Source organism: Shigella dysenteriae, from assembly GCF_022354085.1.
GTDB lineage: Bacteria > Pseudomonadota > Gammaproteobacteria > Enterobacterales > Enterobacteriaceae > Escherichia > Escherichia coli.
Window position 1 is genome coordinate 834,108 of the sequence record NZ_CP055055.1, and the last position, 23,764, is coordinate 857,871.

Annotated in this window: 20 protein-coding genes, 2 tRNA genes and 2 pseudogenes; 8 read left to right on the forward strand and 16 right to left on the reverse strand. The window is 50.9% G+C overall.

Features of this window, described 5'->3' with window-relative positions:
* The first annotated feature begins 54 nt into the window (after positions 1-54).
* Positions 55-131 (forward strand) — tRNA-Asp (locus tag HUZ68_RS03935).
* A 162-nt stretch (positions 132-293) separates the two neighbouring features.
* The gene (dkgB, locus tag HUZ68_RS03940; RefSeq protein ID WP_033814594.1) at positions 294-1,097 is read left to right on the forward strand and encodes a 2,5-didehydrogluconate reductase DkgB; all 804 of its coding nucleotides are present in this window, start codon (positions 294-296) and stop codon (positions 1,095-1,097) included.
* On the opposite strand, the gene yafC is transcribed toward dkgB, so the two are convergent.
* A complete protein-coding gene (yafC, locus tag HUZ68_RS03945; protein ID WP_000648556.1) occupies positions 1,094-2,008 on the reverse strand; it encodes a DNA-binding transcriptional regulator YafC in 915 nt (304 codons plus the stop codon). The genes dkgB and yafC overlap by 4 nt on opposite strands.
* A gap of 240 nt (positions 2,009-2,248) precedes the next feature.
* On the opposite strand from yafC, the gene HUZ68_RS03950 reads away from it, so the two are divergent.
* Together HUZ68_RS03950 and HUZ68_RS03955 are read left to right on the forward strand one after the other, a co-directional pair.
* Positions 2,249-3,049 carry an endonuclease/exonuclease/phosphatase family protein gene (locus tag HUZ68_RS03950; RefSeq protein ID WP_001230983.1) on the forward strand — a complete coding sequence of 267 codons (801 nt, stop codon included), beginning with the start codon at positions 2,249-2,251 and terminating at the stop codon, positions 3,047-3,049.
* Between the two features lie 77 nt (positions 3,050-3,126).
* On the forward strand, positions 3,127-3,897 hold the full coding sequence (locus HUZ68_RS03955) for a class I SAM-dependent methyltransferase (RefSeq protein WP_000211698.1): 771 nt from the start codon (positions 3,127-3,129) through the stop codon (positions 3,895-3,897).
* Positions 3,898-3,944: 47 nt separating this feature from the next.
* On the opposite strand, the gene mltD is transcribed toward HUZ68_RS03955, so the two are convergent.
* Positions 3,945-5,303: a murein transglycosylase D gene (gene mltD / locus HUZ68_RS03960; RefSeq protein WP_000644685.1), complete on the reverse strand. Its 1,359-nt coding sequence runs from the start codon at positions 5,301-5,303 to the stop codon at positions 3,945-3,947.
* Between the two features lie 71 nt (positions 5,304-5,374).
* A complete protein-coding gene (gene gloB / locus HUZ68_RS03965) occupies positions 5,375-6,130 on the reverse strand; it encodes a hydroxyacylglutathione hydrolase (RefSeq protein ID WP_001052714.1) in 756 nt (251 codons plus the stop codon).
* Between the two features lie 33 nt (positions 6,131-6,163).
* Here gloB and HUZ68_RS03970 point away from each other — a divergent pair, with 33 nt between their 5' ends.
* Complete coding sequence (locus HUZ68_RS03970) at positions 6,164-6,886, forward strand: class I SAM-dependent methyltransferase (protein ID WP_001307587.1); 723 nt, start codon at positions 6,164-6,166, stop codon at positions 6,884-6,886.
* Here HUZ68_RS03970 and rnhA read toward each other — a convergent pair.
* Entirely contained in the window at positions 6,883-7,350 is a 468-nt protein-coding gene (rnhA, locus tag HUZ68_RS03975) for a ribonuclease HI (protein ID WP_000917883.1), read from the reverse strand. The two genes, HUZ68_RS03970 and rnhA, sit on opposite strands and share 4 nt — an antisense overlap.
* 64 nt (positions 7,351-7,414) lie before the next feature.
* Here rnhA and dnaQ point away from each other — a divergent pair, with 64 nt between their 5' ends.
* The 3 genes from dnaQ (at position 7,415) to HUZ68_RS03990 (ending at position 9,483) form a co-directional block, all read left to right on the forward strand.
* Positions 7,415-8,146, forward strand: a complete 732-nt coding sequence (gene dnaQ / locus HUZ68_RS03980; RefSeq protein WP_001366128.1) for a DNA polymerase III subunit epsilon — start codon at positions 7,415-7,417, stop codon at positions 8,144-8,146.
* Between the two features lie 132 nt (positions 8,147-8,278).
* A tRNA-Asp gene (locus HUZ68_RS03985) sits at positions 8,279-8,355 on the forward strand.
* Positions 8,356-8,682: 327 nt separating this feature from the next.
* Complete coding sequence (locus tag HUZ68_RS03990; RefSeq protein ID WP_001086136.1) at positions 8,683-9,483, forward strand: lipoprotein YafT; 801 nt, start codon at positions 8,683-8,685, stop codon at positions 9,481-9,483.
* 125 nt (positions 9,484-9,608) lie between these two features.
* On the opposite strand, the gene HUZ68_RS03995 is transcribed toward HUZ68_RS03990, so the two are convergent.
* The 12 genes and pseudogenes from HUZ68_RS03995 to tssK all read right to left on the reverse strand — a co-directional run bounded on the left by HUZ68_RS03995 (position 9,609) and on the right by tssK (position 23,762).
* Positions 9,609-9,965, reverse strand: coding sequence for a hypothetical protein (locus tag HUZ68_RS03995; RefSeq protein WP_223718868.1), 357 nt, complete (start codon positions 9,963-9,965; stop codon positions 9,609-9,611).
* On the reverse strand, positions 9,962-10,411 hold the full coding sequence (locus HUZ68_RS04000; protein ID WP_001302684.1) for a lysozyme inhibitor LprI family protein: 450 nt from the start codon (positions 10,409-10,411) through the stop codon (positions 9,962-9,964). Before HUZ68_RS04000 ends, HUZ68_RS03995 begins: the two co-directional genes overlap by 4 nt.
* A gap of 2 nt (positions 10,412-10,413) precedes the next feature.
* Complete coding sequence (locus HUZ68_RS04005) at positions 10,414-11,010, reverse strand: hypothetical protein (RefSeq protein WP_000964776.1); 597 nt, start codon at positions 11,008-11,010, stop codon at positions 10,414-10,416.
* 81 nt (positions 11,011-11,091) lie between these two features.
* A pseudogene (locus HUZ68_RS04010) lies at positions 11,092-11,310 on the reverse strand (hypothetical protein); the annotation flags it as partial.
* A gap of 20 nt (positions 11,311-11,330) precedes the next feature.
* Positions 11,331-11,810, reverse strand: coding sequence for an Hcp family type VI secretion system effector (locus HUZ68_RS04015; RefSeq protein ID WP_033814596.1), 480 nt, complete (start codon positions 11,808-11,810; stop codon positions 11,331-11,333).
* A pseudogene (locus HUZ68_RS04020) lies at positions 11,776-13,186 on the reverse strand (VasL domain-containing protein). The gene HUZ68_RS04015 and the pseudogene HUZ68_RS04020 overlap by 35 nt, the downstream one beginning before the upstream one ends.
* 10 nt (positions 13,187-13,196) lie before the next feature.
* Complete coding sequence (gene tssM, locus HUZ68_RS04025) at positions 13,197-16,661, reverse strand: type VI secretion system membrane subunit TssM (RefSeq protein ID WP_077778250.1); 3,465 nt, start codon at positions 16,659-16,661, stop codon at positions 13,197-13,199.
* A gap of 78 nt (positions 16,662-16,739) precedes the next feature.
* Complete coding sequence (tssA, locus tag HUZ68_RS04030; RefSeq protein ID WP_021576980.1) at positions 16,740-18,152, reverse strand: type VI secretion system protein TssA; 1,413 nt, start codon at positions 18,150-18,152, stop codon at positions 16,740-16,742.
* A 4-nt stretch (positions 18,153-18,156) separates the two neighbouring features.
* Positions 18,157-18,900 carry a type VI secretion system-associated protein VasI gene (gene vasI / locus HUZ68_RS04035; RefSeq protein WP_000088863.1) on the reverse strand — a complete coding sequence of 248 codons (744 nt, stop codon included), beginning with the start codon at positions 18,898-18,900 and terminating at the stop codon, positions 18,157-18,159.
* The gene (gene tssH / locus HUZ68_RS04040) at positions 18,897-21,656 is read right to left on the reverse strand and encodes a type VI secretion system ATPase TssH (protein ID WP_033814599.1); all 2,760 of its coding nucleotides are present in this window, start codon (positions 21,654-21,656) and stop codon (positions 18,897-18,899) included. The genes vasI and tssH overlap by 4 nt, the downstream gene beginning before the upstream one ends.
* Positions 21,657-21,664: 8 nt before the next feature.
* Complete coding sequence (gene icmH, locus HUZ68_RS04045; protein WP_000343294.1) at positions 21,665-22,426, reverse strand: type IVB secretion system protein IcmH/DotU; 762 nt, start codon at positions 22,424-22,426, stop codon at positions 21,665-21,667.
* A 4-nt stretch (positions 22,427-22,430) separates the two neighbouring features.
* Positions 22,431-23,762 carry a type VI secretion system baseplate subunit TssK gene (tssK, locus tag HUZ68_RS04050; RefSeq protein ID WP_000246440.1) on the reverse strand — a complete coding sequence of 444 codons (1,332 nt, stop codon included), beginning with the start codon at positions 23,760-23,762 and terminating at the stop codon, positions 22,431-22,433.
* Positions 23,763-23,764 lie beyond the last annotated feature (2 nt).

The window sequence follows — 23,764 nt, forward strand, 5'->3', positions numbered from 1 at the left end:
ATCAAATTTAGCAGTAAGCCGGTCATAAAACCGGTGGTTGTAAAAGAATTCGGTGGAGCGGTAGTTCAGTCGGTTAGAATACCTGCCTGTCACGCAGGGGGTCGCGGGTTCGAGTCCCGTCCGTTCCGCCACTTATTAAGAAGCCTCGAGTTAACGCTCGAGGTTTTTTTTCGTCTGTATATCTATTATTGCCAGAATCGCAAAAATCCTCTGCATTTTACGCTCTTTTTCCTCAACAGTCTGAAGCCCATAATCACCTCAGTTAACGAAAATAGCATTAAAAGAGGCATATTATGGCTATCCCTGCATTTGGTTTAGGTACTTTCCGTCTGAAAGACGACGTTGTTATTTCATCTGTGAAAACGGCGCTTGAACTTGGTTATCGCGCAATTGATACCGCACAAATCTATGATAACGAAGCCGCAGTAGGTCAGGCGATTGCAGAAAGTGGCGTGCCACGTCATGAACTCTACATCACCACTAAAATCTGGATTGAAAATCTCAGCAAAGACAAATTGATCCCAAGTCTGAAAGAGAGCCTGCAAAAATTGCGTACCGATTATGTTGATCTGACGCTAATCCACTGGCCGTCACCAAACGATGAAGTCTCTGTTGAAGAGTTTATGCAGGCGCTGCTGGAAGCCAAAAAAGAAGGGTTGACGCGTGAGATCGGTATTTCCAACTTCACGATCCCATTGATGGAAAAGGCGATTGCTGCTGTTGGCGCTGAAAACATCGCTACTAACCAGATTGAACTCTCTCCTTATCTGCAAAACCGTAAAGTGGTTGCCTGGGCTAAACAGCACGGCATCCATATTACTTCCTATATGACGCTGGCGTATGGTAAGGCCCTGAAAGATGAGGTTATTGCTCGTATCGCAGCTAAACACAATGCGACTCCGGCACAAGTGATTCTGGCGTGGGCTATGGGGGAAGGTTACTCAGTAATTCCTTCTTCTACTAAACGTGAAAACCTGGAGAGTAATCTTAAGGCACAAAATTTACAGCTTGATGCCGAAGATAAAAAAGCGATCGCCGCACTGGATTGCAACGACCGCCTGGTTAGCCCGGAAGGTCTGGCTCCTGAATGGGATTAAGCCTCTCTGACAGCTCCTCCGGGAGCTGTTTTTACATGCTCGCTAAGGAAATCGATAAAAGCCCGGATGCGCGTACTTACCGCACGGTCGCTGTAATAGACGGCACTGAATGGCATTTCCACTGGCAACACTTTATCTGCCATTAACTCCACCAATTCTCCGCGAGCGATTTCTCTGTCGATCATATAGTCGGACAAACACGCAATCCCGTTGCCACTCAGGCAAAGCTGTTTCAGTGTTTCCCCACTATTGGATGACAAACCGTACTTCACCTCATGTAATTGTCCATCACTACAGGCTATCGGCCAGGTATTGAGGGAAGCGGGTTCAGTGAATCCCAGGCAAACATGTTGCTTTAAATCGTCGATCGTTTCTGGCTTCCCGTAGCGGGAAATATAATCGGGGGAGGCGATAATTTTTCGATAACTGTTAAATAACGGCCTGGCACGTAAGCTGGAATCCGTTAACGCACCAGCGCGTATCGCGACATCCACTTTTCTTTCGATCAAATTAATAATCGTTTCGGAGGAGACTAGCGATAAAGTGACTTCCGGATAGCGTTCACGGAAAGGCTTAATTAACGGCATCAGAAAGTGCAGCACCACTGGAGTTGCGGCATCGATGCGCAACAGTCCACGCGGTGTATTACGCGTCTCCATAATTTCTGATTCTGCCGCTGCCATCTCCTGCAAAATTGACTGTACGCGACGAAAATAACGCTCGCCTTCTTCCGTCAGGCTAAGTTGTCGCGTGGTCCGATTAAGCAGGCTAACGCCAAGTTTCATCTCCAGCTTTTTCACCGCCCGGCTTACCGCAGAGTTTGCTTGCCCTAATTGTTCCGCTGCCCGGCTAAAGCTGCCGCTTTCTACGACCGAAACAAAAATGGCGAGTTCTTCCGACGTGGCTTTCATTTTTGCTCCTGTTGCAAAATAGAAGAGATATTTTGAATTTATTTGTCATTAAACCATCAGGATGCGTGATATGTCATCCGATTTAATGTTCTCAATAATGAGCAAAATTCTGACCGGTGTAAGCACTTGCTTACATAACAATATACAATTGCTCGTTGAAAGAGTGAGCTAAAATCCCTATAACAGTAGAACCCTCCCGAGTGCGGAAGGGTTGACGTAATAGAGGTTTCAAAGTCAAAAGTGCGAAAAAACACCTATGCCATGCGCTATGTTGCCGGACAACCTGCGGAAAGGATCTTACCGCCGGGGTCTTTTGCGAGCATCGGCCAGGCATTACCACCCGGAGAACCGTTAAGTACCGAAGAGCGTATTCGGATCCTGGTGTGGAACATATACAAACAGCAACGCGCTGAATGGTTGTCGGTATTAAAGAATTACGGCAAAGACGCACATCTGGTGTTATTGCAGGAAGCGCAAACAACGCCAGAGTTGGTACAGTTTGCGACTGCTAACTATCTTGCCGCCGATCAGGTACCCGCTTTCGTGCTGCCACAACATCCTTCTGGCGTAATGACCCTTTCGGCGGCACATCCAGTGTATTGCTGCCCGTTACGTGAACGAGAACCCATTTTGCGTCTGGCGAAGTCGGCACTGGTGACGGTCTATCCATTACCTGACACCCGCCTGTTAATGGTGGTTAATATACACGCCGTCAACTTCAGTCTGGGCGTGGATGTTTATAGTAAGCAGTTACTTCCTATTGGTGATCAGATAGCTCACCACAGCGGCCCGGTCATTATGGCGGGAGATTTCAATGCCTGGAGCCGTAGAAGGATGAACGCGTTATATCGTTTTGCGCGGGAAATGTCGCTGCGTCAGGTGCGTTTTACCGATGATCAGCGCCGTCGGGCGTTTGGTCGCCCGCTCGATTTTGTTTTCTACCGTGGTCTGAACGTCAGCGAAGCTTCTGTACTGGTTACGCGCGCGTCCGATCACAATCCGCTACTCGTTGAATTCAGTCCCGGCAAGCCTGATAAATAAGGTATGTCAGGTCTGCCACAGGGCAGACCAACGTTTGGAGCTGCCCTTTTATACTCAAACAACAAAAGGACAGTGCAGTGACAACACAATCCCACCATGACCACGTAGAAAAGCAGTTTAGCTCTCAAGCCAGCGAATATCTGACCAGTACCGTACATGCATCCGGACGAGATTTACAGCGCCTGGCGGTGTGTCTGGCTGATTATCCTGATGCAAGTGTACTTGATATGGGCTGCGGAGCAGGGCATGCCAGCTTTGTCGCTGCGCAAAACGTGAGCACGGTGGTGGCGTATGACTTATCTGCCCAAATGCTGGATGTCGTGGCACAAGCTGCCGAAGTCCGGCAACTGAAAAATATCACCACCCGCCAGGGGTATGCCGAAAGTCTGCCATTTGCCGATAACGCATTTGATATTGTTATCAGCCGTTATTCTGCCCATCACTGGCATGATGTTGGTGCAGCACTGCGTGAAGTGAACCGGATATTGAAACCTGGCGGGAGGCTGATTGTGATGGACGTAATGTCTCCGGGCCACCCAGTGCGCGACATCTGGTTACAGACGGTAGAAGCATTACGCGATACCTCTCACGTACGAAACTACGCCAGCGGTGAGTGGTTGAGGTTAATCAATGAAGCCAATCTGATAGTTGATAATTTAATTACAGATAAGTTACCGCTGGAATTTTCTTCATGGGTCGCGAGAATGCGTACGCCAGAAGCGTTAGTAGACGCTATTCGCATTTACCAACAGAGCGCATCGACAGAGGTGAGAACGTATTTTGCCTTGCAGAATGATGGCTCTTTCACCAGTGATATCATCATGGTAGATGCACATAAAGCGGCATAAATAAAAAAGGCACCGGGGGAATCGGTGCCTTTTTATTATCTGGTTTGTCAGGAATCTGGCATGTTGTTGTTTTTCACAAACAACGTCAGCTTATCGCCTGGTTGCAGATTCGCAGTGTCGCTGTTCCAGCGCATCACATCTTTGATGTTCACGCCGTGGCGTTTAGCAATGCTTGAAAGCGAATCGCCTTTGCGCACACGATACGTAATGCTATCGCTGTTGTTTGCCAGTCGCTGTGCGCTACTGCCTGCACCAATCGTCAAACTTTGGCCTGGCTTCAGCTTAGATCCGCGCAGTTTGTTCCACTGCTGCAAATCTTTGGTGCTTACGCCGAGACGTGAAGCGATACTTGAAAGCGTGTCGCCAGAGCGTACGGTGTAAACACGGCTGTTAAGCGGCGTATTGTCGGCAACCAGCGTCGACTGTACAGCAGCAATTTCGCCTGAAGCCAGAGATTCACGCAGTTGATCTGCATGCTTCTTTGGCACCATCACGTATTGCGGACCACTTGCGCCCAGCGTGGAGCCTTTCACGCCAGCGTTGAATGTCTTCAGCTTGCTGACGGAAATCCCCGCCATATCTGCAACCTTCGCCATTTCAACCGGGCTGCTCAGGTGCACACGCGCCAGAGCACGGCTTTCATCGGTCGTTGGCAGACGTACGCCATAACGCTTGCTGTTTTTGAGAATATCACTCAATGCCAGCATTTTAGGCACGTACTGCTTCGTTTCCTGCGGCAAAGGTAACGACCAGAAGTCCGTGGATTTCCCACGCGCTTTGTTCGTTTTAATTGCCTTCATGACCCGACCTTCGCCGCTGTTATAAGCCGCTACGGTCAGAAGCCAGTCGCCGTCAAACATCTTGTTCAGACGCTGCATCATGTTCAGCGCGGCAGTTGTGGAAGCAACAACATCGCGACGCGCGTCATAATTGCGGGTCTGTTTCAAACCATAATTGCGCCCCGTGCTCGGAATGATCTGCCAGATGCCTGCGGCATTGGCGCCAGACGTTGCGTGAGGATCAAAAGCGCTCTCCACTATGGGTAGTAGTACCAGTTCCATAGGCATGTTACGTTTTTTAACTTGCCCGGCTATCCAGTACATATACGGCTCTGCCCGTAAAGTTACATCGTGGAGATAGCTCTTATTGCGTAAATATTTCTGTTTCTGTTCGCGAATCCGGTCATTTTCCGGAATTCCCATCTTTAGCTCGTCGCCAATGAAAGCCCACAAGTCACCATCTGGCGCGATAGACGTCCCATCGTCCATCCATCGTGCCTGACTTGTAAACTTTGCTGCTTCCCCTTGACCAGCTGCAGAAAGGCTCTGTGCGTGCTGTTGAACGTTGCCGGTACTCTGGCAACCCACGAGCAGGACAGAGGCGAGTAATATCGCTTTTGCCTTCATGTGTGTGTCAATAGTTGCTTAAAAGACGACCGATCATAACGGCGAACGGAGCCGATGACAAGAAAGTTTTATCAGAACCTATCTTTCTTTGACCTTAACCATGCAAAACGTTCATCAGGTTGTTGCAATAATGTTTCTTCATTAATTACATTAATTAAATCAATATCTTCTGTTCTTAAAAAAACATTAATTTGCCGCTCATTTTTCAGAATTACGGGTAGTGTTATTTGATTTTTTGCCCGTAACTCCTTAACTTTACGATAATAATCATTTATGGACAAATCGTGCGGAAGAATACTCAAAGCAAACTTCATATTTGATAACGTATATTCATGAGCACAACATACCAATGTATCGTCAGGTAACGCACTTAACTTTTTAAGTGATTGATACATTTGTGATGCTGTCCCTTCAAACAACCGACCACACCCACCAGAAAACAGCGTGTCGCCGCAAAATAGATAAGGTTTACTGAAGTAACAGATATGTCCTAAAGTGTGACCCGGCGTGGCAATTACACTAAATTCATGCCCCAAAACGAAGGCAGTTTCGCCATCTTTGACTACCTGTGTTGTTCCCTTATCTTGTGTCTCTTGTGGACCATACACCACAATTTGCGGAAACTTTTCCACCAGTTCTTTTACGCCGCCAACGTGATCGTGATGATGGTGGGTGAGAAATATGGCCTCCGGTTGCCAGTTATTGGCGGCAATGGCGTTTAATACTGGCTCTGCGTCTCCGGGATCGACAATCAGGCAGCGACCTGCTTCATCATTCAAAACCCAGATGTAATTGTCATCAAAGGCGGGAATACTGTTAAGATTCATAGATTACCTCTCAGTGTGAAACGGAAGGTTGTGATGAAACCGGCAAGAGTCCCTCAAACTGTCGTGGCTCCTGATCGCTGGGGCGATTTGCCCTGGGGAGAGCTTTATCGCAAGGCGCTGGAGCGCCAGCTCAACCCGTGGTTCACTAAAATGTATGGTTTTCATCTGCTTAAGATTGGCAATTTAAGCGCAGAAATCAATTGCGAAGCGTGCGCGGTTTCTCATCAAGTGAATGTTTCTGCGCAAGGAATGCCCGTCCAGGTGCAGGCGGATCCACTTCATCTTCCTTTTGCCGATAAATCCGTTGATGTTTGTCTACTGGCACATACATTGCCGTGGTGCACCGATCCGCATCGTTTATTGCGTGAAGCTGATCGGGTATTGATTGATGATGGCTGGCTGGTGATTAGTGGCTTCAATCCCATTAGTTTAATGGGATTACGCAAACTTGTGCCGGTATTGCGCAAAACCTCGCCCTATAACAGCCGGATGTTTACTCTGATGCGGCAGCTGGACTGGCTCTCTTTGTTGAATTTTGAAGTGCTACACGCCAGCCGTTTCCACGTTCTCCCGTGGAACAAACACGGAGGAAAACTTTTGAATGCGCATATTCCTGCGCTTGGTTGCTTACAACTTATTGTTGCCCGGAAACGGACTATTCCTTTAACGCTAAATCCGATGAAACAGAGTAAAAACAAGCCACGAATTCGCCAGGCGGTTGGAGCCACCCGGCAATGTCGTAAACCACAGGCTTAAACTTCGACTTGGTAGCCCGTATCTTCCAGTGTGGGATTCATCGCCGCGGCACGAGCTAGTTCATCACAGCGTTCGTTTTCCGGGTGTCCGGCATGGCCTTTAACCCATTCCCATTTGATTTGATGCTGCCCCAGCGCAGCATCAAGACGTTGCCAGAGATCGACATTTTTAACTGGTTTTTTGTCTGCTGTTTTCCAGCCACGTTTTTTCCAGTTATGGATCCACTGGGTGATACCCTGGCGGACATACTGGCTGTCGGTACTCAAAATGACTTCGCAATGTTCTTTTAACGCCTCCAGCGCGACAATAGCGGCCATCAACTCCATACGGTTGTTGGTGGTGCGGGTGTAGCCTGCGCTAAAGGTTTTCTCGCGTCCGCGATAGCGTAAAATAGCGCCGTAACCCCCAGGTCCAGGATTACCCAGACACGAACCATCGGTGAAAATTTCTACCTGTTTAAGCATCTCTGGTAGACTTCCTGTAATTGAATCGAACTGTAAAACGACAAGTCTGACATAAATGACCGCTATGAGCACTGCAATTACACGCCAGATCGTTCTCGATACCGAAACCACCGGTATGAACCAGATTGGTGCGCACTATGAAGGCCACAAGATCATTGAGATTGGTGCCGTTGAAGTGGTGAACCGTCGCCTGACGGGCAATAACTTCCATGTTTATCTCAAACCCGATCGGCTGGTGGATCCGGAAGCCTTTGGCGTACATGGTATTGCCGATGAATTTTTGCTCGATAAGCCCACGTTTGCCGAAGTAGCCGATGAGTTCATGGACTATATCCGCGGCGCGGAGTTGGTGATCCATAACGCAGCGTTCGATATCGGCTTTATGGACTACGAGTTCTCGTTGCTCAAGCGCGATATTCCGAAGACTAATACCTTCTGTAAGGTCACCGATAGCCTTGCGGTGGCGAGGAAAATGTTTCCCGGTAAACGCAACAGCCTCGATGCGTTATGTGCCCGCTACGAAATAGATAACAGTAAACGAACGCTGCACGGGGCATTACTCGATGCCCAGATCCTTGCGGAAGTTTATCTGGCGATGACCGGTGGTCAAACGTCGATGGCTTTTGCGATGGAAGGAGAGACACAACAGCAACAAGGTGAAGCAACAATTCAGCGCATTGTACGTCAGGCAAGTAAGTTACGCGTTGTTTTTGCGACAGATGAAGAGCTTGCAGCTCATGAAGCCCGTCTTGATCTGGTGCAGAAGAAGGGCGGAAGCTGCCTCTGGCGGGCATAAATACATGTAAAAGGCGCTAAAAATAGCGACTTGGGCGATTTTTGCAGCAAACGATTCAAAAGATGAGAAAAACCGTTGACGAAGGTCGAGGCAATCCGTAATATTCGCCTCGTTCCCAACGGAACACAACGCGGAGCGGTAGTTCAGTCGGTTAGAATACCTGCCTGTCACGCAGGGGGTCGCGGGTTCGAGTCCCGTCCGTTCCGCCAATATTCACTCATGAAAATGAGTTCAGAGAACCGCAAGATTTTTAATTTTGCGGTTTTTTTGTATTTGAATTCCACCATTTCTCTGTTCAATGATTTTACTCTGGCGTAAGTGCGTGATTCTCGCTTGTTGTCTCATTCATTAAAATTCAATAATGATATCGAACCATTCAGCTTAAATATATTTCCAGAGAATAAATTTATATTGATTAAATGAATGTATATTTCAAATTGATTTTGTTTGTTATTATTTAAGTGGGGTATATAATTAGAGTCCGTTATCAATGCTAAATATTCTAATCATTATGACAGGCGAGGGAGTGTCCAATTATGAATTCAAAAAAGCTTTGTTGCATATGTGTGTTATTCTCGCTGCTTGCAGGATGTGCCTCTGAATCTTCTATTGATGAAAAGAAGAAAAAAGCTCAAGTCACACAAAGTAATATTAATAAAAACACTCCCCAGCAACTGACAGACAAAGATTTATTCGGTAATGAAACCACTCTGGCCGTATCCGAAGAGGATATTCAAGCAGCGCTTGATGGAGATGAGTTCCGCGTTCCCCTTAATTCTCCTGTAATACTTGTTCAATCCGGCAACCGCGCACCGGAAACCATTATGCAGGAGGAGATGCGAAAATATTATACTGTTTCCACATTCTCTGGTATCCCGGACAGGCAAAAGCCTCTGACTTGTAACAAAAACAAAGATAAAAATGAGAACGAGGATGTTGCCCGTGCTGAGAATATGAACTGGATGCAGGCACTGCGTTTTGTGGCTGCAAAAGGACATCAGAAAGCGATTATTGTTTACCAGGATATGTTGCAGACAGGAAAATATGACTCTGCGCTGAAATCAACAGTATGGTCCGACTATAAAAATGAAAAACTCACTGACGCTATCTCCCTGCGCTACCTGGTACGTTTCACGCTGGTGGATGTGGCAACAGGTGAGTGGGCTACCTGGTCGCCGGTGAATTATGAATCGAGAGTAATTTTTCCGCCGGCTGGAATAACAAAAACGAGCAATAAAGAACTATCAAATGACCATGTTACGGAAGCGCAACTGTTTAATTTGAAACAAAAAACATATGTATCGATGGTGAAAGACTTGGTGAGTCGATTCCAGTAATCGTTATTGTTATGCTGCCGCCTGTAGTTTAGGGTGGCAGCAAACAGGAGTTGAGTATTTTTATAATGTAAATATGATTGTTTTTATAAAGTTATAATATATATTACCAGTGTATTGCATGTGAGTTATTTTTTTAATTCTTCATAAATTAAAATAGTATCATCTGCAATGGAAAGAATTGCTATTATCTCTTCATTTTTTTTATATTTTTCTTTTAATGTCTTGTTTCTTTCTATTAATGGAGTACATTCATTAATAATATCATTCTTAGCTGTCATTGAGTCAGTTTCGATATCGAATGCTAAATCTACAAAGCAATAATCTACGTAGAACATAAATCTACGTATATCTTCCGGTATAGCAGTGGAAAAATAACGGTATTGCGTGTAAGTGGTTTGATCATCGAATTCGTCTGATTGTACTGAATATGTAAATGTGGCCAGTATAAATAGTAATGTTAATCTTAAATTTATAATAATCATTTGCTGGATATCTCATCTGGATTTTGAAAGTCAGAAATGTAAGCATTGTTTAGTTGCATGGCTCTTATTTTGTTTAACTCAGTATAGCATGGATATAGCCGAGAGAATGCCAGTCGCCCTACTCTGGCCCCCCAGGTTAGAGTAAAAGAGCATTGAGCAAATCTGTAACGTATAAATTCCCTATTAGAAGACTCTAGTCTTTTTAAAGAAATAACTGCTTCTTTTCTTATTGCTTCGTCCTCATCACTATTCCATTTTTGAATTTTCTCTTTTATATTTGCTTCTGCTTTTTTAAGTGTAATAGTGCTCATAATAAATGAGTTTTTAACACAATCAATAAATTCAAGTTCATCAACACCACTACATTCTTTAGACATGGAAATGTCAAATGCCAGACCTTTTGTACATGAGAATGTCAGCAGTAGAATAATTGTTATTTTTCGCATTCTCATAATACTCTGTTTTTTGTGAGTAATGTATAAACGAACTGAAGTTTTATTGCATACTTGGGATCGCCACCACCATTATAATTCATCGCTACATTTTTTATTGTGATAGGTTTCCATCCAGTAATTATTACTTTCATGGATGCTTTTTGATAATATAAAATATCTCCCGGGTGTATTTTATCGAGATTTTTTCCAGGATTGTTTTTCGTTAAGTTAGGTATGGTCGTTTTTCTCTCTTTTCTGATGTTGTCAGCCAAATCGCCTTTTTGGACAATGGCGCTATATAGAGTTGAGTCATATTGATCGATAGTTGATTCTTCCTTTGTATTAGAAAGTTTCATCATTAAGTAAGTAATTGCTGCTTTGATATTCTCTTCTGGAGAGCCAGTTATTTGTTCTTTTGCCCAGTAATTTCTTTCTGGATCTTTTAACCCATTGAATGCTTTGTTTCTCCATTGTGGTGGGGTAACAAGGGCTGTAGATTTTTCTCCAGAGATTAAAGCTGGCATCGCTTTATCTTTCCGAAAACGACCAATTTGTAATGGATAACCATTCCACTGAGAAGTATTTTCCGCATCGTTTTCAGTCCAGAGCATGGCTTTTATTATATACCAATCCAACGGCTGAAAGTATGGAGTGCTGGACAAATGAATGTTGATTTCATTAACAGATTTTAAAATTAATAAGTCATATTTATTCCATTCTTTATGATTGCTCACAAATGCCAACTCTCTTATTTTTTTCCATTTAAAAAAATCACTTTCATCTTCTGTTATTCTTGATGCGAAATCTTGTCTTAGTTGAAATGGGAATTTTTCATTAAATAACGTACTGTCAGTGCTTGTATTTTTGCTTTCACTGTCTGATGTTGAAGAGTGTAAAATATTGTTAGCCATTATAATAATCCCATATGTTTTTAAAAAAGACGATCTTCCCATAAACTGTATGCACTAGTGCCAGCGGAACAATGCTCCCATATAATTGACTCATAACTGAAAGAAACTGACTCTTCGGGTTGAACGCTGTTATCAACAACAATATGTGATATAGCGACATGAATGTCGCTTATCTTTGCTCCAGTTAATTTGATTTTATAGTACAGTTCATTAATTCCAAATTTATTTGTACGATAAAAGGAAAAATCACATGTCAATAATTCATTGTCGCAAATTGCTTTGCCTAATAAGGGTGATGCTTTATCTATAGGTTTTTTTATTGTCAAATGATGATGGTTGACGTTTTGATCTCGATTTAATCCATGCATGAATTCATAAATCATAATTTGATCAATGTGTGCTGTTTGAGCTTTATTTCCAATGGATGGTTGTGATGAACAACCACTTGAAATGAGCCCTTGATTATCACCATTTAGTGTTAAATAAATTAAATTCGCCATTTAAAACTCCTTTGTATTCATGAATGTTATTGAAATTCAATGCCTTTTTTTATCGTCGGTATCGTATTATTATTCAGCAGCAGCCAGCGGCTTAACACGCCTTCGAGTCGCTCATTAATTTGTTTTTCCAGCGCATCTGTATTCTGCTTCTGCGCACGGGCATCCTGGTACTGCGTCAACAGAGACTCAACGGGTGTTTCCTGCCCCAGTCCCCGCTCCGCCTGCCAGATGACATTTTTGATATAGGAAAGGGTGAGTCCCTCTTTCTCGCGCTGCATCACTAGATCTGCAAAAGCATGTAAGTCCTGGCGGGTCTGCAACCAGCCACGCAACTGCGGGCTATTCTGTGCGCGGGTTTTGAGTGCCTCATTCCATTGTGTCGAGGCCTGTTGCTGTTGCAGGCTTTCCGGCCAGCGACTGTTGGCAACACGCATCATCTGCATCCCGGTTTCCAGCGGCTGTACCGGGGAGGTATCAAGAAGTTGTTGCAGCCTGCGCTCATAGTTTTCGAGTTCAGGTGAGGCCATCCACACCGTTGCTGCGCCCTGAGCGGTGTCGTTAACCTGTAACAGTTGCTGCTGCACCGGATAGACCTGCCACCACCACAATGCTGAGGCGACAGCCACTGAACAGGCGATCCCTGCGATAAACCCTCTTACCGTACTGCCTTGCTTTATCACACTGGCCTGTGGGGGATTCTCTGTCAGACTGCGCACTTCCACTTTCATCTCAGGCAGGCCGGGCAGGGGAGGCACTACCGCTTCTGGTGTGGAAGATGGCTGTGTTTCCGGGGCATAAATCAGCGTTCTGACCGTGGTCTGTGCGGCGTTCTCAGTGTTACTCTTCAGCTGGGGTTCAAGCCGTTTACGCGTGTTCTGCATAAAATAGAGCAGATTCTCCACGCGCGGAACGCGCTTCAGCTCTACCTGCTGAAGCTTGTCGCAGATAAGCTGCAATGCCCGCTCTGTGCGGTAGATCAGCGGCAGATCAGATTCCGCAAAGGAGATTTGCTGACGCAGAATATTGCCGGTTCGGGAGTTAAACCAGTCCAGCATTTCAGTACGCGCCGGGCCGCCCTGCGGCCAGAACTTATCCCAGTCGTGGCTTACCATTGCCGCCAGCAGTTCCGCACCTTCGCAGAATCCCGCCAGTCCCTGTGTCCGTGTCCGGGCAAGCGTATAGTAGGTGGCGGTGTGTAAATCCACACCGTTGGCTTTAAAAATCGCCAGCGCCAGCGACTCCACCAGTTTCCAGTTCAGCTCAGGCTGTGACGGGTGGCTGGCTTTGTTTATTTCCTCGCGGATGGCGCTGAATTCCGGCAGCCCGCGCGGGTCACTGCCGGTAACGATAGTTTGTGTCAGTACGTTACTATTCATCCCTGCCTCCTCAGTACAGTGTGTCTGACAGACCAAACTGGCTGAACAACCCACCGCTGAACGGGTTATCTTCCGTGTCGGTATGCACACGGTAGGTCATCGCGCCACCGTCCACGCTAAAGCGCACGGTAAAGTTGCCATCCTGTACTCCGGTCAGTTGTCCGGCCCCGAACAGGCGGAACTGCGCCCACGGCCCGCTGAAGCTGATACTGCGCGGCGCGTTGCCGCTGGTGCCGATGAGCGTCAGCTTACTTTCGTTGCCTTCGCGCATGTTGTTAGGCCAGACCAGATGGGCGGTATAGTTACGGCCCTGGCTGTAATCGACTAACTGACCGTCAAGGTTCAGTACACTGCGGCGTTTATTGCCTGAAAGCGATACCGTTTCCACGGCAAAGGATGTTCCCAGACCGTTCTGTTTGCTGAAGAAGATGTCACGGATTTTCTGCGCAGTTTCCAGTTGCGCAATAATATCTTCGCGAATAATGACGTTGTTATCGCCATCCTCCAGACTCAGGTCATTATCGATAAACAGCTTCAGGTTCTGCTGGTAGAAGGTATCCAGTATGCCATCCGGTTTAAAGAAGCGTTCGAAGGCATCCAGTGAGGCATCCTGTGCAGAACGCGGATTAAACGGATAGTTATTTGCCAGTTGCTCGTTAAACGGTTTCACCACGCTGTCGCGCCAGTCCACTTCCATATAGTGAACGGCCTCCACCATCACCACATGCCAGGCCTGGTCAGCCAGCCTGCCAACCCAGCGGTTGAGCGGAGCAGGCAGCGTTTTTGCCATCTGGCGGGTGGCGAATATCGGATCGCTGCTGTTCTGATCAAGCCGTAACTGCACGGCTTTCAGCGCCGATTTCCCTGGTACAGGCGCGTTCTGGATCGCCAGCAGATAGCGGTGCAACTCGGTGAGTTGCTGATATACTGCCTGCATCGTGCTTTCTTTGTCTTTCTGTACTGCCAGGGTACTGTTTTCCGGGGCGAACTCATGCCCGAGACGGGTGAGTAACTGGTAGTCCGGCTCTGCCAGGGCCTCATCCCGTTCTTTGGCAGAGAGTTTTTCAGAAAAGACGCTTGGTTGTGTGTTGTCACGCAGCACGGTCAGCGCCCGCTGCAAAGGCTGGTCGCCGCTGATAACCTGCTCCAGCGCCCCGGTCAGTTGTCCGATGGACTCAAAATTGCGGATATTCAGATTGTCCATCCCGGCCCGCCAGGTGGCGGTGTAGTCGCTGATATACTGCTCGGTGAGCTGGCGCTGGATTTCCGCGCGGTCGGCGTCACTGTATTTCACGCTGCGGGTAAGGTTAAGTACCCAGGAATCCATCGCCGTCAGTTCAACCAGTTCATCGCGCTGTTTTACAAAATAGCTTTGCAGGCCGTAACGGGTAAGAAACTGTGGAACAACCAGTTTGTTGTCATCGGCAGATGTAAATACCTGGTCAAAGGTTGGCCCTACCTGGTCACGCAGATTGAGGTCGGCAGGAAGAACGCCCAGCGCCCGCGTTTTCAGGCTCTGGTAAACCCGCTGGTAGACAGGCAGTTTGCTCAGTTCTTTCTGTGCTGATACCACGGGCTTGTCATATGGCGTCCAGCGGCTGATGGCGTCACCGTCGCCCGCCTGACGCTCTGCGTGCCAGTCAGTATGAGCCAGCGCGTAGTCAAGATGGGACATCAGTTGTGCCTGGATATCGCGCTGGCCGTGGAACTTTTCGCTCCAGCGTTTTGCCATATACTGCTTCACCACCTCATTGTTACGTCCGCTTTTGTCCTCCAGCATTCGCATCACGCGCAGCACCGCGAGTTTTTCTTCACTCTCCGGCGGCGCGGCATTCATCGCTTTAACCAGCCCGTTAAACAGCGAGGGCAGGTAACGTTGCTCCAGCAGTTGCAGATAGGTCTGTTCCACATAAGGCCCGATACGTCGTCCCTGGTACAGTCCCATATCGGCCAGACGGCTGCGGTCGCCCCAGTCGCCATAGGCCAGTGTGGCATCGCGTACCGGGTTCAGCAGCGGCAGTTGCAGGTTGCCGTAGTCATCTTCCCCCTGCGGAGGCGGCACGTCCATAAAGGCTTTGGCCTGCTTAAGCACGGTGATGCCGGACTGATAGTTACCGTTGTAATAGTGATGCCAGCCGGTGATGAGCAGCAGTGCCGCCACGCCTCCTGTGGTAGAGAAAACCGTCAGGCGGCGACGGGAACGCATCAGCCAGGCGCGGCTCTCCGTTGCCAGATTAGGCTCTGCGAGTAATGCCTGCGGGAACAAGCTGCGGGTGAAATAAGGCGCGGTGTCCACCAGAGGCCAGGACGCCAGTGGGTTATTGCCCAGCCGGTACTGGCGGGCGGCAGACTGGGTGAATATATCATCCATCTGTCCACGCTGAAGCGAAGAGGTGAGATAGACACCACGCAGCATCACGTTCATATTTTCGCCATCAAGCAGACCCTCAAGCAGTGACACCAGCGGTTCACGGCTTCCCTGCATCTGGCGGGAAAAACTAAATAAAGACGCGCGGGTGTGAGTCTGAGCGACCATCAGATCCGGCAACGCTAGGTTCATTCGATCCACCCATGTCTGCCAGAAAGCATTCAACTCTGTTCGCCAGTCATCATTTTCATGGGCGCGGCGGGTGAACGTGACGCCCAGAATCGCATCGCGATCCTGTCTGTTCAGTGACTGGAACAGGGCGGCAAAACCCTGCAATAAATCAAGCCGGGTGAGTACCACGTAAACCGGTAACTGGCAGTGAAGATGCTGGCGTATATCCTGCAAGCGGCTGCGCAGCGTCTGTAACAGATGCTCGCGGCGGCGTTTGTCTGCGGTAAGCAGATCGGGTAAATCGAGTGTCAGAATAATCCCGTTCAGCGGCTGGCGCGCGCGCTTTTCTTTCAGCCAGCCGAGGGCATGTTCCCACAGACGGCGATGCAGGATATCCGCATCAGCGGGAGCGCAGAGTGTGCCGTCGATATCAAAGATAACCGCCTGTTTACCGACATGGGGCGTAAGGTACAGGCGTTGTTCTGTGCCGCGCGCGCCCTCCGGGGCATAAATAATGTCTGACGGAAACCCCTCGCGCAGCAGTGTCGTTTTGCCACTGCCCGCCGGGCCGATGACCATATACCACGGCAACTGCCACAGGAAACGGCGGTTGTCGAGATGGCGTTGCAGGCGCAGCAGCCAGCGGTCAAGGTAACGCTGCTGGGCGTTCAGCTCCACACTGAGCGGATCAATGGCCTCCTCGCGCTGCTGCTTTTGCATTTTTTCAAGTTGTTGCAGGCGCTTCATCACCCGGACGGTAAGCCACACCAGGGCGATAATCCCCCATGCCGCCGTTGCCAGCCAGCGGTTCGCCAGTGGTTTGAGCCACTGTTCTTCATACAGCGTCCACGTCGGGCCTTTCCACCAGATCCATACCAGCAGAAAAATCCACGCCAGTATCAGCAGCCAGAAAGCGGAGACTTTAAACCGGGGCATCGCCGGGCGTAGGGCTGATTTGAGTCCGCTGAGTAGTCGGGGTGTTGGTAATCTGAACACAAAAACTCCTGTTCTCTTTTATTGTTCTGCCGTGAATTTTTGTTCAAGCTGCGTAAGTAATGATGGCTCCCAGTCAGACACCATCATCTGACTCCCTATCATCAACAACATCCGGTACTGTTGCTGCGCAAGCTGTATCAGCCCCGCCTCCTCCGTCAACTGTGCGGCAAGGTACTGGCGGTGAAACTGATCGCGGGGATCGCCTTCGGGTAGCATGTCCAGATATCGCAGCGCCGCCTCCAGACCCTGCCCAGCAAAACAGGCTCTGGCTGCCTGCGATTCCTCACCGATTTGCGCAACCGGTGCAACTTTGCCGTCGGGCGAAGCAGCCAGCCATTGTTTCGTCTGCTCACTGAGAAACGGTGTGCGGTCATTAAACAGCAGCCCGGTAAGCTGGGGCAGACGCTCAAGGAAGCGGATGACCTCATCGCGGATGGTGTCTGCCACCTGTTTGTAACCCAGACGCAGTGCCGTCTGTGCAGAAAGACAGTGACCGTCCAGCCAGTAAGGAGCCAGCAATACGCTTTTCTCAACCTGCTGCCACAGCGCCATATCCGCGCTGGCAAGCCGGGACTGGTAATCCGCCACCATATCGGCAGAGACCGCAGCCAATGGGGTACGTCCATCGCTTTCCGCCTGGGGTGTACTGGTGATGGATTGCCACAGGGCATGGCGGCGCAGGCGATAGCCCTGCGGCGAGTCCGGCTGGCGTTCACATAAAATGGCCGCCACTTTTAACAGCGTGTCGCGCCAGGCTTTGTCGTCGTGACTGTCAATGGCTATTTGTGGAGCCGGAGCACTGGGTTGCGTCACGCCGCTTTCAGACGTGGCGGTGGTCTGTGGTGAACTACCGGAGGCCGCCGGAGTGGGGACAGGAGCCGGTGCTGCACGATTAAACGCACGCTGGTACAGGGCAAAAAGATCATCGGTAGCCAGTGCCAGTTCCGGGGCGTTATGTGACTGCCAGCACTGCGCCAGTTTCGCCAGTTCCCCTGACAGCGCGTCGCGCTGCGCTGTGGCGGCGTTCTGTGAAAAGCCTTCAATACCTGTTTCAAAGCGTTTAATGACCTGGCTGGCAAAGCGTTTTTTATGTGCCATATTCTGCGGCGCAGCCACCGACCAGTAATGCTCCACATACAGCGCCAGCAGGCGCAATGCGAGATGAGGATCACCGGCGTGTTGCAGGGTTCTCAGCAGATGCGCCAGCAGACGAAAGTCCTTACTCTCCGAAGCCAGAATGACCAGCCCCCGGCGCTGGAGTTCCGGGATATCCAGTTGACTGTGGGCCAGAGATCCCAGTTTGACGATTTCGCCGTCGATATACTCCCAGTCCGGGTTGTCATCTTTCAGCGCCGATGCCAGTTTTTCTTCCGGCAGGTTTTCCAGCAGGTGCGATATCCAGACATTCGGATCGCGTAAGTCCATTGCCATATTTTTATTCTCCCGCCCAGTGGCAGGCATCGCGCAGGGGGGCAATCGCCCTTGCCAGCCCGTCAATGTTAAAGGTCAGCTTTCCTGCGGCGTTATCTGCGCCGGTATCCACTGTCAGCGTTTTTGCGCCGAACAGTTGCTTAATTTCATCAATCCCGGACAGCCCCCGGCTGGACTCCAGCAGGGTGCCGTTCTCGCGCACAAACCAGTGGCTGCGCAATGCCCGGCTGTCGGCATTCAGAGTGACGGCGATATCATGGACATCCAGAGGGTGCATCAGCGCCACCTGCATCCGGGTGATATTGTCCACGCAACTGAACATCAGCACCGGGCGCGGCGGAACATGGCCGATAGCCGGGGTGGTTATCACCACCGTCGGGCGCTCCCCCGGCACCTGCGTCACCAGCAGTTCTGTGGTGTTGCCCTCGCGGCGTTTTTCCTGCTCTGTGGCGCGGGTCCAGGCCTCGCCCACAAAACCGGCTTTGACCAGCGCCCCGTCAAACCCTGACGGGGACAGCGGTGCCAGCAGGCGGTCATAGCAGTCAAGCCGCTCCAGCGCCGCGGACTCCCGCCGACAGGACTGCATGGCCTGTAACGTGGCTGTCGCATCCGGCGGGGTCGTGGTGGCGACGGCGACCGCCACACCGGCCATTGACGATGCTTCTGCGGGCGCGGCAGTGGCGGGTAAGCCCGTCATCAGGCCCGCGATAAACCATCCTGTCTGCCGGAAAACGCGCAACCTGCTCATAAAACCGTTTCATCCTTTGTGACGGACTCGTCGTTCTGAGCATCTTCCACGTCTGCCGTAAATGCGCCGTCCACTGCCGACAACCGAATCCGGGCAATCGCCGTGTTAGCCGCCATTTTCTGCAACAGCAGCAGCGAGAGCGGCGGTAGCATGTCGCCATCGATGACCGATTCCAGCATCCTCGCGCCGTTTTCCGCGCGGGTGACGCGGCTCATGATTTCGTCCGTCACTTCCGGTTCAATGACCACTTCTGCACCAAAGCGACTGCGCAGCACGTTATCCAGACGGGCCAGTTTCCCGGCGATAATGGTGGCGAGCGTCTCTTTCGACAGCGGCAGATACGGCACCACTTCCATACGCGCCAGCAGGGCAGGTTTGAAGAAGTCGGCCAGCACCGGATACAGTACTTCCTGCATGGTTTCCGGGTCATCGGCATGCTCGACTATTACGTGGTAGCCGAGGTTGGACGTCAGGAAGAAGACGATATTTTTGCAGTCAATCAGGCGGCCTTCACCGTCTGCCATTTCGCCCTTATCGAACGCCTGGTAGAACAGGTTGAGCACATCCGGGTGCGCTTTTTCCACTTCATCGAGCAGTACTACCGAGTAGGGTTTCTGGCGAATCGCTTCGGTCAGTACGCCGCCTTCGCCGTAGCCAACGTAGCCCGGAGGCGAACCAATCAGCCGCGAGACGGTGTGTTTCTCCTGGAATTCGGACATATTGATGGTGGTCAGGTACTGGCGACCGCCGTAGAGCAGCTCTGCCAGTTGCAGGACGGTTTCGGTTTTACCCACACCGCTGGGGCCAGCCAGCAGGAACGCACCGAGCGGGCGTCCCGGACGACGCAGGTCGGCGCGTGCGGTCAGTAGATGCTTATGCAGGCTGGCAATCGCCAGGTCCTGGCCTTTGATGGTGTCGCCCAGCCATTTCGGCAGGTCGGTGATGACCGACATTTCATTCTGCGACAGGCGGTTGAGCGGCACGCCGGTCCATTCGGCAATCACCGCCGCAATCTGTTTTTTATCGACGTGCGGGGAGACCAGCAACCGGTCGTTATGCAGGGCGTCCAGCTCGGCAGTGAGCTGGGCCAGCCGCTGTACCGGGGAAACTGTTTCAGCGGTCTCTTCCGGCTGTACGCTGCCAGCTTCATCAGCCGGTACAGCACCGGTATTATCCTGTTCTGACTCTGGCTGCGTATCCTCCACGGTATCTGCGTCCGGCAACGGCGCCGCATCGTCCTCTGCCACGCCCAGTAACTGCTGGCGCAGCGCGATAATCTCCCGGACCAGCGTCTGCTGCTGGTGCCAGGCCGCTTCCAGTTCATCCAGCGCCGTCAGCGTTTCATCATACTGCACCAGCACCTCGGTCATCCGTGATGTGTCGGTACGCAGTCCGATGCGAAGCTCGCGCTCAAGCTGGCGAATTTCCGCCTCCTGCTGGTGGCTCAGGGTGGTCAGCGCCGAGATTTGTTTCGGTGGCGATGACAGGTTGATTGCCACACGGGCGCAGGCGGTATCCAGCACATCAATCGCTTTGTCCGGCAACTGACGCCCGGAGAGATAACGTTCACTTAATGTCGCAGCGGCCTGCAAGGCGTCATCATCAATCAGGACGCCGTGAGACTGTTCATAGACCGCCGACAGACCGCGCAGAATAATGGTGGCTTCGGCGGCACTGGGTTCGCTGACCTTCACCAACTGGAAGCGGCGCGACAGGGCGGCGTCTTTCTCGAAGTATTTTTTGTACTCGCTCCAGGTGGTGGCGGCGATGGTTTTCAGCTCGCCGCGCGCCAGCGCCGGTTTGAGCAGGTTGGAGATATCCAGCCCGCCCTGCTGGTTGCCCGCGCCAATCAGGGTATGCGCTTCGTCGATAAACAGAATGACCGGCACCGGAGAGGAAATGACCTCCGCCATCAGCCCCTTGAAGCGTTTTTCAAACTCACCCTTCACCGATGCCCCGGCCTGCAATGCGCCCAGGTCAAGGGTCATGATATCGGTGTTTTTCAGTTTGTCCGGCACCTGGCCTGCCACGATGCGCAGTGCCAGCCCTTCAATCAGCGCGCTTTTACCCACGCCTGCTTCGCCCACCACCACCGGGTTGTTTTTACGGCGGCGGCAGAGAATGTCGATCATCAGGTCGATTTCGTGGTCGCGGCACAGTACTGGGTCTAGCCTGCCGTTACGGGCGTCTTCTGTCATGTTTTTGGCGTAGCGGGCAAGCAGGGTGTCAGAGGCGTCCGTCAGTGTGCCTGCGCCTTTACCGTCTGCATCCGGCACGACTGATTCCGCCGACTCCTGTGTCCACTGCACAAAGTCCTGTTGCAGACGGTCACGGTTAATGCCGGTCAACAGCCGGGCGGCAGCAGGCGGTATATAACGCAGCGGCGAATGCAGCAAGGCCAGCAGCAACACGCCGCCGCGCAGTTCGCTGTGCTGCATCTCAGCCGACGCCAGCAGCCAGCCCTCTTTAAGCCACTCAACCAGCATCGGGGAAAACGCCGGGTAGCTGTCCGCAGAACGGGCGGTTGTGTAGTTCTCTACCGTCAACGCCTGGCGCAACTCTTCCATGCCAATATCGCCCTGGCGGGTAATAACCCGCAGGTCACTGCGTGGCATGGCGAGCATCTGAATAAGCACATGGCTGACGGTAATTTCCGCTGCCTGCTGGCTCATACATTCTGAGGCGGCCATCTCCAGCGCCTGGCGGGAGAACAGGTTCAGCCGTTTTACCAGCGTGGGAAGATCAATCTGGATCATAAACGTCCTTATCGAAGTAATTTGTTTAGCTGGTGCAGGATGTCCTGCGTCTGGCTGTCCAGCCGCAACAGATAGAACAGGTAAAACAACGCCAGCACGACAACGCCACCACAAAAAATATGTTTAACAGTCAGGCGACTGATGAGCTGATAACGCCCGCCCTGGGTTTTTTTGTCCTGGTGTAACAGCGGGAAAGGGGCATCGCCGCGCAGTTTATGCAGAACGTGGTACAGACGGCGGTAGATCTGCTCAAATTCCCCCTGATCCTGTACTGCCACTTTGTAGCGCCCGCGAAATCCCAGAGAAAAACAGAGCCAGAGAAATTCCAGCAGATCCTGGTAACGTTTGGGTTCACGGATCAGGCGCTCCAGCAGGATGAAAACTTTCTCGCCACCCCAGGCTTCGTTATGGAAATGGACCAGCAATGACTGCTTGATCCACTCGTTCTTGTTCGACCAGCCGTTACCGAGCGCCGCTTCATCAATAAACGTGCAGAGGATGTAGCGAAACGAGATAATCACGCCCGGTTCGTAGCCCTGTTCCTGAAGCAGTTGCTCCACGGCCTGAACATCTGTCACCACCTGAGCAAAAAGATGCTCCGGCATCGTCTGGCTGTTCATGGTGGAAAGGCGCATTACCATACCGAGTAGCGGCGTCGCCGCGTCGATCATCGGATTCAGGCTGTTGCCACGAAGCGCGAGATGGTAGTCGCGCAGGCTTTTTTCGTCGTATCCGGTAAATGGTGGCAGAGACAGTGACCCCTCATCCATCGTCTTACCCTCTTATCGCCCACAGTTGCATGTTCAGATCCGGGAAACTGCCGGATACATGCAGTGCAACGGCCCCGGCGGCAGCCATTTCTGTCCAGGCCTGGCCGCTCTTGTCGAGTTCGAAATAGCTGAACCCGGAATGGTAGGGAAGCTGGCGGGGGGCCACCATCAGTGCGCGCAGAGGAATACCCGGGATCTGCACACTGACCATATTGCGGATTTTTTCCGGCGAGGAAATTTTCGACTGCTGGATAAACTGACGCTGGATCTGATCGACAGGCATATTTGCTGCCACGGCCAGTACAAAGGTGGCAGACTGTAGCAGTTCCGAGTCATGAACATCGGCCTGCCAGATGCCGTCACGCAGATGCAGCGGCAGATTGACCGCTCTTGGCGACAGTACGGTATGCAGCGCCCGTTTGACTTCCGGTAACAGTGTTTTAAATGTTTTGGTCAGGTCATGATGATCATACACATCAAGCGGGCAGGGCAGGCGTGACGGCTCTGTAAAGGTCATCAGTTCACCCAGCAACCCGGCAAGATCAAGGTAGAAATCTTCCGGGTGGAGCTGGGATCGGCGGGCGCGATGGGTAAACCGGGTCTGGTTACGGTTAAGCAACTGCAACATCATAAATTCCGCCACATCCGCGATGCCGCTCTGCGCCGGAGAGCCAATACGGTTTGCCAGATCGCTTGCCCGTCCGCCAATGGCCCCCTGTACCTCTTTGAGATAAACACGCAGTTTCTTACTGACCTGAATATTCTGGCAGGAGGGGATAAAATCGTCATCCAGCGTCAGGGAGCCGTCGGCATGGCGATCGCTGATACGGCAAAGCGGGAGCGTAATATAGGCACTCATATCTTCTGCACCGCTCATAATGCGCGGCGTCAGTTGTCCCAGCGTCAGTGTTCGCGCGTCGCCTTCTTCTGAATGCAGATCCCGGACATCGGCATAATTCAGCCGGTAACGCCCGATTCGCCGCCCGTCGCTGATTTCATTTCTCACATCACTGGCGACCGGCAGAGCGAGGTAAATATTGCGGCTTCTTTCGTCCGGAAAATTTTGCGGGTGCAGCGGATCGGGCAGTGCGTCCTGGTCGGGGATAGAAAAGACGGTGCCGTCAGGCAGTGTGCCTGACGCGCTGTCAATCATGATCTTACCCTGCGCCAGCAGTTCATTGTTGAGGGTGAGTTCGGTAAATCCCCAGGATAAATCATTCATGGCCCGGAAACGCTGGTTATCCAGGTAGTCGTTGTAACGCTGCTGTTGCTGGAAATGGTGTGGGCGCATCAGCATCCCTTCCTGCCACATCACCTTGTTGCGGGTGGTTGCCATAA